Origin of the sequence: Pseudomonas sp. C8002 (assembly GCF_013385765.1) — a bacterium.
GTDB lineage: Bacteria > Pseudomonadota > Gammaproteobacteria > Pseudomonadales > Pseudomonadaceae > Aquipseudomonas.
This window is the reverse complement of the sequence record NZ_JACAPJ010000004.1, coordinates 253364-262884: the sequence shown is the minus strand read 5'-3', so window position 1 is coordinate 262884 and position 9521 is coordinate 253364. Positions and strand designations below refer to the sequence as shown.

Sequence of the window (9521 nt, the reverse complement as noted above, 5' to 3'; positions counted from 1 at the left end):
GAACCGGGCCGGAGTGCGGGCATGCCGAGCCTAAGCGAGGCACCGAGTGGTGGGGCAAAGACCTTTTGGTTACTTTTGGGGCGTTTGCCAAAAGTGACCCGCTGTAAGAGCGGAACCATAAGCGGCCGTTACCGCAGCAACGGATATGTACACAATCAAACCCCTACGTAGCCGGCCGAATCGCCTTGATCAGCGACTGCAACGAATACCCCAACCGCGGCGCCAACGCCTCAGCCCGCGCCGACAACGCCGCCACATCAAGCAACTGATCCAGATCCGCCGGCACCAGCAAAATCACATTCCCCTCCTTCACCGGCAACTCCCAATAATGCCGGTGATACAACCCACGCAACAACGCCGCTCCCAACGGCTTCCCATCATCCGTAGCCCACTGATTAATCACCAACCACCCCCCCGGGTTCAGCTTCTTCTGGCAATTCTCCAGAAACGTCCAGGCCAGGTGCCCAACCCCAGGGCCAACATCCGTATACAGGTCGACAAAAATCAGGTCCGCCGACTCAGCCGAAGGCAGCAATTCCAACGCATCCCCAACGCGGATATACAGCCGAGGATCATCATCCAGCCCCAAGTACTCAATGGCCAGACGCGGCACATCAGGCCGCAGTTCGATGGCTTCCACATCATCCAAAGGCAGAAACTTCAGGCAAGCCTGGGTCAACGTCCCAGCGCCCAAGCCCAGGAACAACGCACTCTCCGGCTGCTCATGGCACAACGCCCCAATCAGCATCGCGCGGGTGTAGTCATACTCCAACCAGCTCGGGTCAGCAGTAAACACACAACTCTGCTCGATGGCATCGCCAAACTCGAGAAAGCGGTAATCGGCCACTTCCAGCACGCGGATCATGCCGAAGTCATCATGGACCTCGGCCAGCAGGCGCTCGACGCGCTCCTCAGACATTGCAACTCCTAACGGCGTGCCAACGGGAAAGCCGGGATTGTGGGCGAACCGGCGGCAGCAGGTCACGTACTAATTGCTGATAACATGACGGCCCGACCGCAAATCACTCGAGTTCATGATGAGCCAACCCTGGAGCCCCGACAGCTGGCGCGCCCTGCCGATCCAGCAACAACCCCAGTACCCTGACGCCGCGCATTTGTCGCAGGTCGAGCAAAACCTGGCGAGCTATCCGCCGCTGGTGTTTGCCGGTGAAGCCCGTGAGTTGCGCCGTCAGTTTGCCGAGGTGACCCAGGGTCGCGCCTTCCTGTTGCAAGGCGGCGATTGCGCCGAGAGTTTTGCCGAGTTCTCGGCGGCAAAAATCCGAGACACCTTCAAGGTGCTGCTGCAGATGGCGATTGTGATGACCTTCGCTGCCGGCTGCCCGGTGGTCAAGGTCGGGCGTATGGCGGGCCAGTTCGCCAAGCCGCGCTCTTCCAACGATGAAACCATCGACGGCATCACCCTGCCCGCCTACCGCGGCGATATCGTCAACGGTATCGGCTTCGACGAAAAAAGCCGCGTGCCCGATCCGGACCGCCTGCTGCAGTCCTACCACCAGTCCACCGCCACCCTGAACCTGCTGCGGGCGTTTGCCCAGGGCGGTTTTGCCGACCTGCACCAGGTGCACAAGTGGAACCTGGACTTCATCGCCAACTCCGCCCTGGCCGAGAAGTACAGCCAACTGGCCGACCGCATCGACGAAACCCTGGCCTTCATGCGTGCCTGTGGCATGGACAGCTCGCCGCAACTGCGCGAGACCAGTTTCTTCACCGCCCACGAAGCGCTGCTGCTCAACTACGAACAAGCCTTCGTGCGCCGCGACAGCCTGACCAACGACTATTACGACTGCTCGGCACACATGCTCTGGATCGGTGATCGCACCCGCCAACTTGACGGTGCCCACGTCGAATTCCTGCGCGGGGTGAACAACCCGATCGGGGTCAAGGTCGGCCCGAGCATGAACCCCGACGACCTGATCCGCCTGATCGACATCCTCAACCCGGACAACGACCCGGGCCGCCTGAACCTGATTGCGCGCATGGGTGCCAACAAGGTCGGCGACCATCTGCCCAACCTGATCCGCGCGGTACAGCGCGAGGGCAAGCAGGTGCTGTGGAGTTCCGACCCGATGCACGGCAACACCATCAAGGCCAGCAGCGGCTACAAGACCCGGGACTTCGCGCAGATTCTCAGTGAGGTGAAGGAGTTCTTCCAGGTGCATGAAGCCGAAGGCACTTACGCCGGCGGGATTCATATCGAGATGACCGGGCAGAACGTCACCGAGTGCATCGGTGGCGCACGGCCGATTACCGAAGACGGGTTGTCGGACCGCTACCACACCCACTGCGACCCACGGATGAATGCCGATCAGTCGCTGGAATTGGCATTCCTGATCGCCGAGACGCTAAAACAGGTCAAGCGTTAAAAGCTCTACCCGCAACCGTGCCGCACTGGCCCGCTGGCAATTGAGCTGTATCTGCTCAAGCCCGAGCCAGTCGGCCATCTGCCGCAGATTCAGGGCCAGCGCGCGCATGCCCTCCTCGTCCAACCCCGGCTCTTCCTCGTGAACGGCGTGCACCGCCAGGCGTCCGGCCGCCCGTTCCGCCCGCAGATCCACGCGCGCGGCGATCCGCTCGTTGTGCAGGAACGGCAGCACGTAGTAGCCATATACCCGCTTGTCCTGGGGCGTGTAGATCTCCAGGCGATAGCGGAAATCGAACAACCGCTCGGTACGGCTGCGCTCCCAGATCAGCGAATCAAAAGGCGATAACAGTGCGCTGGCAGGCACCTTGCGCGGGACTTTCGGCTCGGGCAGGCAATAGGCCGGTTGCTTCCAGCCCTGGACTTCGCAGGTGATCAATTGCCCATCCTCGACCAGCTCCGCCAGGCGCCCACGGCTGTCGGCCGGGTCCAGACGGAAGTAGTCGCGCAGGTCTTTTTCAGTGCCCACCCCCAGCGCCGTGGCGCTGTGCAGCAGCAAACCGCGTTGCGCCTCAGCCTCGTCCAAGGGGGGTTGCTGGAGAATGTCGGCCGGGATCACACGCTCCGGCAGGTCATACAAACGCTCAAAACCCCGCCTCCCGGCGACGGTCACCTGGCCGGCGGCGAACAACCATTCCAGCGCATGCTTTTCATCGCTCCAGTCCCACCACGGGCCGGCGCGCTCCTCGCGGGTCGACAAACTGCCCGCACCCAGGGCGCCTTGTTGTTCGACGATGCCCAGCACCCGGGCGATGGTGGCCTGCTGCTCGCGACCAAAACGCGCCATTTGCTGATAGATCCCCTGCCCCCGGGCCGCCCGTTCCATGCGCCAGCGCATCAATGGGTACAGCGCCATTGGCAACAACGACGCCTCATGCCCCCAATATTCGAACAGCGAGCGGCGCCGCCCCGAACTCCAGGCGGCCTGTTCTAGAATCAACGGAGAGTAATGCCCCAGACGGGAAAACAGCGGCAGGTAGTGCGAACGCACCACCGCATTTACCGAATCAATCTGCAACACGCCCAAACGCTCAACCAGGCGATTGACCTGCGCCGCCTTGATCAACGCCGGCGGCTGGCGCCCGGAAAAACCCTGGGCGGCCAGCGCCAGGCGTCGCGCCTGCTTGAGGGAAAAGGACAGTTCTGCGGGCATGGGCATCTCCTTGTGTGCTCGCGAACCACCCTACTGCATCCCGAGTCATTTTCGCAGCGGGTCTTCCCAAAAATGCCGGCGGCTTTCCTGCTCGACATCGCCACGGTTGAGCCCGATGTCCTTGAGCGCCTCATCGCTCATGCTCATCAACAGCTGACGCTCACGGTGCACGGCCATCCACCGGGAACCCAGTTGAAGCAGCCCGGAAAACGGCCGCTTCGCCATCAGTACAAAGCCTCTTTGACCTTTCATCATCTCGCCCTCCAGTGGGGATGACTGAAGTCTGTGCCTGGCGCTATGATCAATCCAACGAATGTTTCTTATGCAATACATCTCGGAGATTGATCAATTGTCCAGCTACCCGAGTATCGACACCGAGGTGCTGCGCACCTTCGTCGCCATCGCTGATCAAGGGGGCTTTACCCGCGCCGGCGAGCAGGTCAACCGCACCCAGTCGGCGGTGAGCATGCAGATGAAACGCCTGGAAGAAGATGTATTGCAGCGCAAGTTGTTCGAGCGCGATGGTCGCCAGGTGCGGCTGACTCCGGAAGGCCAGGTGCTATTGGGCTATGCCCGCAGGATCCTGAAGTTGCACAGCGAGGTGTTCAACACCCTGCGCGAGCCGCACATGGTCGGGTTGGTGCGCATCGGCACACCCGACGATTACGTGATGCGCTACTTGCCGGGGATTCTCAAGCGCTTCTCCAAGGCTTACCCGCTGATCCAGATTGAAATGCACTGTGAGTCGTCGCCGGTGCTGATGCAGCGCCGGGACCTCGACCTGACCGTTATCAGCCGCGAACCGGGAAATGAAATCGGCGAACTGCTGCGCCATGAACGCATGGTGTGGGTGGCGGCGCCGTGCTTCTGCATGGATGAGCACAGCGCCCTGCCCCTGGCCATTTCCGGCCTCGACAGTTTTTGCACGCAGTGGGCACGCGCCGCGCTGGACGCCCAGGGGCAGGAGTACCGACTGGCGTATCACAGCTCCAACGGGGCCGCGATCCTCGCAGTGGTGGGTGCCGGCCTGGCCGTCACGATCAATATGGAAAGCCTGGTGACCGAAGACCTGCGCATATTGGGCACAGCGGACGGTTTTCCGCCGCTGCCGTCGGTCAACCTGCGGCTGTTGCGCAACCCGCGCACCACCTCGCCGATTACCGAATGCCTCGCCGAATACATCCTCGAAGGCTTCAAACTTTAAACGTCAGCATCACCGCACACACCGCCAGGAACCCGCAGAACAGCCCGCGCAACATGCGCTCCGGCATGGCGTGGGCGACTTTCACGCCCCAACTGATACTGAGCAAACCGCCGACGGCCAAAGGCACGCCGATCATCCAGTCCACTTCGTGGTGCCAGGCGTAGGTCACCAGGGTCACGCTGGTGCTCGGCAGAGCCAGGGCCAGCGACAGCCCTTGGGCCACCACCTGGCTGGTGCCGAAGATGCTGGTCAGCACCGGCGTGGCAACCACTGCACCGCCCACCCCGAACAAGCCACCCATGGAGCCCGACGCCGCGCCCAACACCCCAAGCCACGGCCAGGAATAACGCATCTGCGCTGACGGCGGTGCATTGTGGGTAAACATTCGCAGCAGGTTGTAGGACGCCAATACCAGCAGAAACGCGATAAAACCCACCCGCATCACGTCAGCATCGATCCCCACCGCCCAGATCGAGCCCAGCCAGGCGAAGGAAAAACCCATCACGCCCAACGGCAGTGCATGACGCAATTCAATCCGGTTGCGCTGGTGATAACGCCACAACGCCAGCATCACATTCGGCACCACCATCACCAGGGCCGTGCCTTGGGCGATCTGCTGGTCGAGGCCGAAAAATACTCCCAGCACGGGAATGGCAATCAGCCCGCCGCCGATGCCGAACAAGCCACCGACCGTGCCCAACGCTACGCCCAGCATTAAATACAACGCTAAATCTGCCACCCGCTCGCTCCTGCTGTTCCCAGGCCTTGCATGCTACGCAGTCCGCTCTGGTGCGGAAACGCACAGCAACGCACAATGGCTGTGCCAATCTCGCACAAGCAGACGCTGATGAACCCCAATACATTGACCGATCAACTGAGCCTGTTTCTCGACGTACTGGAAGCCGGCAGCTTTTCCGCAGCCGCGCGCCGTCACCCGCTCACGCCCTCGGCCGTGGCGCGGCGCATCGACAGCCTGGAAAGCTCGGTGGGTAGCCGGCTGTTTCAACGCAGCACCCATGCGGTGGTGCCGACGCCCGCCGGCCTGGCGTTTGCCGAGCGCGCCCGGCGGATTGTCAGCGAGCTGCAACTGGCGCGGGCCGAAGCGGTGTCGCTGAGTCATGCGCCTGAAGGGTTGATCCGCGTGGACGCACCGGCGGCTTTCGGCAGGCGGCATTTGGCGCCTGCCATCGCTGACTTTCTCAACGTCTATCCGGGACTGGACGTGCACCTGCACTTGATCGACAGCTTTGTCGACATGCAGGGCGAGCATCTGGGCAAGGTCGACCTGGTGCTGCGGGCCGGGCATATCGTCGACACCCGGCTGATTGCCACGCCACTGGCCAGCATCGTGCGTATCGCTTGCGCAAGCCCGGCCTACCTGAAAAACCGTGGCACGCCGACCCATCCCAGCCAGTTAAGCGAGCATGACGGCCTGGACTGGGAAGGCCTGGCACCGATGTTCGCCTGGCGTTTTGAGCTCGATGGGCGCAAATCCACCTACCGCCCGCAGCGCATTCGCATGAGCGCCAATAACGCCGAAGCCCTGCTTTCAGGCGCGCTGGCCGGGCTGGGTGTTGCGCATCTGCCCACCTGGCTCGCCAGTGAATACCTGGTGCGCGGTGAACTGGTCCCGCTGTTCTGCGAGAACGGCCTGCCGACGCCTGAAACCGCGGGCATCTATGCGCTCCGCCTGGAGCAACACGCCAACGCCCGCAGCCGCTTGTTGCTGGAATACCTCAAGGCGCGCTTCAGCCCTGTGCCGCCCTGGGACCTGGCACTGCAAAGCGGCCTGGGTTGACCGCCCGGACAGAATTGTCTGGCGCGTTAAAGATTTGCCCGCTAGATTCGAAACCAGACACGTTTTAAGGCACTGCCATGACCAAGCCCCTCGATACCTGCGAATCCTTGTTGCTCGACAACCAGCTGTGTTTTGCCCTGCATTCCACCTCGTTGTTGATGACCAAGGTCTACAAACCGCTGCTGCAAGCCCTTGGCCTGACCTATCCGCAGTACCTGGCCATGATGGTGCTGTGGGAAGAGGATGGCTTGACCGTAGGCGAAATCAGCAATCGCCTGCTGACGGATCCCGGCTCCCTGACGCCGCTGCTCAAGCGCCTGGAAGCCGAAGGCCTGCTCAGCCGCACCCGCAGCCGCGAAGACGAGCGCGTGGTGGTGGTTGAATTGACCGAGGCCGGGCGCGCCCTGCGGGACAAAGCCATGGATATTCCACAGTGCATCCTGGGCGCCAGCGGGCTGGACATCGAGCAGTTGCGCAAGCTGCAGGGCGATTTACTGGCACTGCGAAAAAACCTGCAAGTCTCCCTCTAAAGGCACCACGCATCAAAAAATGTGGGAGCGGGCTTGCTCGCGAATGCGGTGGATCAGTCAATGCATCTAGTGACTGTCACACCGCATTCGCGAGCAAGCCCGCTCCCACATTTGTTTGTGCAATGCCTGGCTATCAAAGCGCGCAAAATATTTTCCAAATATATCTTGCGCACTAACTATTAGCGCGATACATTCACCTCGCCACTTACTTAGCGCGCAAACATTTAGCGCAAACACTGACGAGGAAATCACCATGCAAGCTCTCTACACCGCAGTAGCCACCGCCACCGGCGGCCGTGATGGTCGTGCTGTTTCCAGCGACAACATCCTCGATGTAAAACTCTCCACGCCAAAAGAACTGGGCGGCGCGGGTGGCCAGGCCACCAACCCGGAACAACTGTTCGCCGCCGGTTACTCCGCCTGCTTCATCGGTGCCCTGAAATTCGTCGCCAGCCAGACCAAACGCAAAATCCCGGATGACGCTTCGATCACTGCCCACGTCGGCATCGGTCAAATCCCCGGCGGTTTCGGCCTGGACATCGACCTGCACGTCAGCTTGCCCGGCCTGGCCCAGGACGACGCGCAAAGCCTGGTCGACGCTGCGCACCAGGTCTGCCCTTACTCCAACGCCACCCGTGGCAACGTCGATGTACGCCTGCACGTAACCGTCTGACCCACGCGGTTTTTTGGAGAAGAACATGAACACATTTGGCAAAGTACTCACCGGCACTCTGCTCGCCTTCTCGATCACCAATGCCTTTGCGGCCGGCGGTGACGTGGAGCACAACACCCAGGCGTTTCTCGATGTACTGAACGCCGGCACCGGCAAACCGATGGAGCAACTGACGCCCAGGGAAGCCCGTGCGGTGCTGACAGGTGCACAGTCAGGCGTGAAACTGACGCTGCCCAAGGCCGACGTGAGCCAGAAGACCATTCAGGTCGATGGCCAGCCGCTGAGCCTGACCATCGTGCGTCCGGCCGGGGTCAAGGGCACATTGCCGGTGTTCATGTTCTTCCACGGCGGTGGCTGGGTACTCGGGGATTTCCCGACCCACGAGCGTCTGGTACGTGACCTGGTGGTGGGGTCGGGAGCGGCGGCGGTGTTCGTCAACTACACGCCATCACCTGAAGCGCACTACCCGGTGGCGATCAACCAGGCGTACGGGGCAACCAAGTGGGTGGCCGAACACGGCAGCGAGATCAACGTTGATGGCAAACGCCTGGCCGTCGCCGGCAACAGCGTCGGCGGCAACATGGCAGCGGTGGTCAGCCTGATGGCCAAGGACAAGGGCACACCGTCAATCAAGTTCCAACTGCTGTTGTGGCCGGTGACCGACGCCAACTTCGACACCGGGTCCTACAACCAGTTTGCCGAAGGCCACTTCCTGACCCGCAACATGATGAAGTGGTTCTGGGACAACTACACCACCGACACCAACCAGCGCGCCGAGATCTATGCGTCGCCCCTGCGGGCAAGCACCGCGCAGCTCAAGGGTTTGCCACCTGCGTTGATTCAGACCGCAGGCTCGGACGTGCTGCGTGACGAAGGCGAAGCCTATGCCCGCAAGCTGGATGAAGCCGGTGTACCGGTGACCGCCGTGCGCTACAACGGCATGATCCATGACTACGGTTTGTTGAATGTCGTCAGCGAGGTACCGGAGGTTCGTTCGGCGCTGCTGCAGGCGTCCGAGGAGCTGAAGCAACACCTGAAGTAAAAACCGGCACCCACAAAAAAGCCCGACGCATGGTCGGGCTTTTTTTATCGTACCGGTGGCGCAAGAATTACTTCTTGGCGCGACCTTTGTACGAACCACCTTCACGGGTGTCGATCTCGATCAGGTCGTCGATTTCGATGAAATCGGCTACTTGCAGTTCGGTACCGTTAGCCAGCTTGGCAGGCTTCATCACCTTGCCCGAAGTGTCGCCGCGAGCGGAACCTTCGGTGTAGGCAACCTTACGCACGATAGTGGTCGGCAGCTCTACGGAAACCAGACGGTCTTCGAAGAAGATAGCTTCGCAGACGTCTTCCATGCCTTCTTCCACGAACGGCAGAACGGCTTCGATGTCTTCAGCGTTCAGCTCGTACATGGTGTAGTCGGTGGTGTCCATGAACGTGTAGGTGTCGCCGCTGATGAAGGACAGGGTCGCTTCTTTGCGGTCGAGGATCACGTCGTCCAGTTTGTCATCGGCGCTGTAGACGATCTCGGTCTTGTAACCGGTCAGCAGGTTCTTCAGCTTGGTCTTCATGATTGCGCTGTTACGACCAGACTTGGTGAACTCAGCTTTCTGAACCAGCCAAGGGTCGTTTTCGAGACGGATCACTGTACCGGGTTTCAGTTCTTTACCAGTTTTCATTGCGAATATCCGAAATTTGGATGGGATTTACAAAAATCAAG

Annotated in this window: 11 protein-coding genes; 6 read left to right on the top strand and 5 right to left on the bottom strand. The window is 61.1% G+C overall.

The window, feature by feature from the left end; all coding sequences use genetic code 11:
* Positions 1–163: 163 nt before the first annotated feature.
* Complete coding sequence (locus tag HX814_RS06585; protein WP_177008069.1) at positions 164–919, bottom strand: spermidine synthase; 756 nt, start codon at positions 917–919, stop codon at positions 164–166.
* A 118-nt stretch (positions 920–1037) separates the two neighbouring features.
* On the opposite strand from HX814_RS06585, the gene HX814_RS06580 reads away from it, so the two are divergent.
* Entirely contained in the window at positions 1038–2384 is a 1347-nt protein-coding gene (locus HX814_RS06580) for a class II 3-deoxy-7-phosphoheptulonate synthase (RefSeq protein WP_003218681.1), read from the top strand.
* Here the strand turns inward: HX814_RS06580 and HX814_RS06575 are convergent.
* Both HX814_RS06575 and HX814_RS06570 read right to left on the bottom strand, forming a co-directional pair.
* Positions 2364–3593, bottom strand: a complete 1230-nt coding sequence (locus HX814_RS06575) for a winged helix-turn-helix domain-containing protein (RefSeq protein WP_008437776.1) — start codon at positions 3591–3593, stop codon at positions 2364–2366. The two genes, HX814_RS06580 and HX814_RS06575, sit on opposite strands and share 21 nt — an antisense overlap.
* A gap of 45 nt (positions 3594–3638) precedes the next feature.
* Entirely contained in the window at positions 3639–3845 is a 207-nt protein-coding gene (locus HX814_RS06570; RefSeq protein WP_003218685.1) for a DUF1127 domain-containing protein, read from the bottom strand.
* A 70-nt stretch (positions 3846–3915) separates the two neighbouring features.
* Here HX814_RS06570 and HX814_RS06565 point away from each other — a divergent pair, with 70 nt between their 5' ends.
* Positions 3916–4797: a LysR family transcriptional regulator gene (locus HX814_RS06565; protein ID WP_023659060.1), complete on the top strand. Its 882-nt coding sequence runs from the start codon at positions 3916–3918 to the stop codon at positions 4795–4797.
* On the opposite strand, the gene HX814_RS06560 is transcribed toward HX814_RS06565, so the two are convergent.
* The gene (locus HX814_RS06560; RefSeq protein ID WP_177008070.1) at positions 4787–5536 is read right to left on the bottom strand and encodes a sulfite exporter TauE/SafE family protein; all 750 of its coding nucleotides are present in this window, start codon (positions 5534–5536) and stop codon (positions 4787–4789) included. The two genes, HX814_RS06565 and HX814_RS06560, sit on opposite strands and share 11 nt — an antisense overlap.
* Before the next feature lie 108 nt (positions 5537–5644).
* On the opposite strand from HX814_RS06560, the gene HX814_RS06555 reads away from it, so the two are divergent.
* The 4 genes from HX814_RS06555 to HX814_RS06540 all read left to right on the top strand — a co-directional run bounded on the left by HX814_RS06555 (position 5645) and on the right by HX814_RS06540 (position 8840).
* Positions 5645–6595, top strand: a complete 951-nt coding sequence (locus HX814_RS06555; protein ID WP_177008071.1) for a LysR family transcriptional regulator — start codon at positions 5645–5647, stop codon at positions 6593–6595.
* 77 nt (positions 6596–6672) lie between these two features.
* Positions 6673–7125, top strand: a complete 453-nt coding sequence (locus tag HX814_RS06550) for a MarR family winged helix-turn-helix transcriptional regulator (RefSeq protein WP_003218693.1) — start codon at positions 6673–6675, stop codon at positions 7123–7125.
* Between the two features lie 253 nt (positions 7126–7378).
* On the top strand, positions 7379–7798 hold the full coding sequence (locus HX814_RS06545; RefSeq protein ID WP_003218695.1) for an organic hydroperoxide resistance protein: 420 nt from the start codon (positions 7379–7381) through the stop codon (positions 7796–7798).
* Between the two features lie 25 nt (positions 7799–7823).
* Positions 7824–8840 (top strand): alpha/beta hydrolase, encoded by a 1017-nt coding sequence (locus tag HX814_RS06540; protein ID WP_177008072.1) that lies wholly within the window; start codon positions 7824–7826, stop codon positions 8838–8840.
* A gap of 67 nt (positions 8841–8907) precedes the next feature.
* Here HX814_RS06540 and HX814_RS06535 read toward each other — a convergent pair whose 3' ends face one another.
* A complete protein-coding gene (locus HX814_RS06535; protein ID WP_003218698.1) occupies positions 8908–9480 on the bottom strand; it encodes an elongation factor P in 573 nt (190 codons plus the stop codon).
* Positions 9481–9521 lie beyond the last annotated feature (41 nt).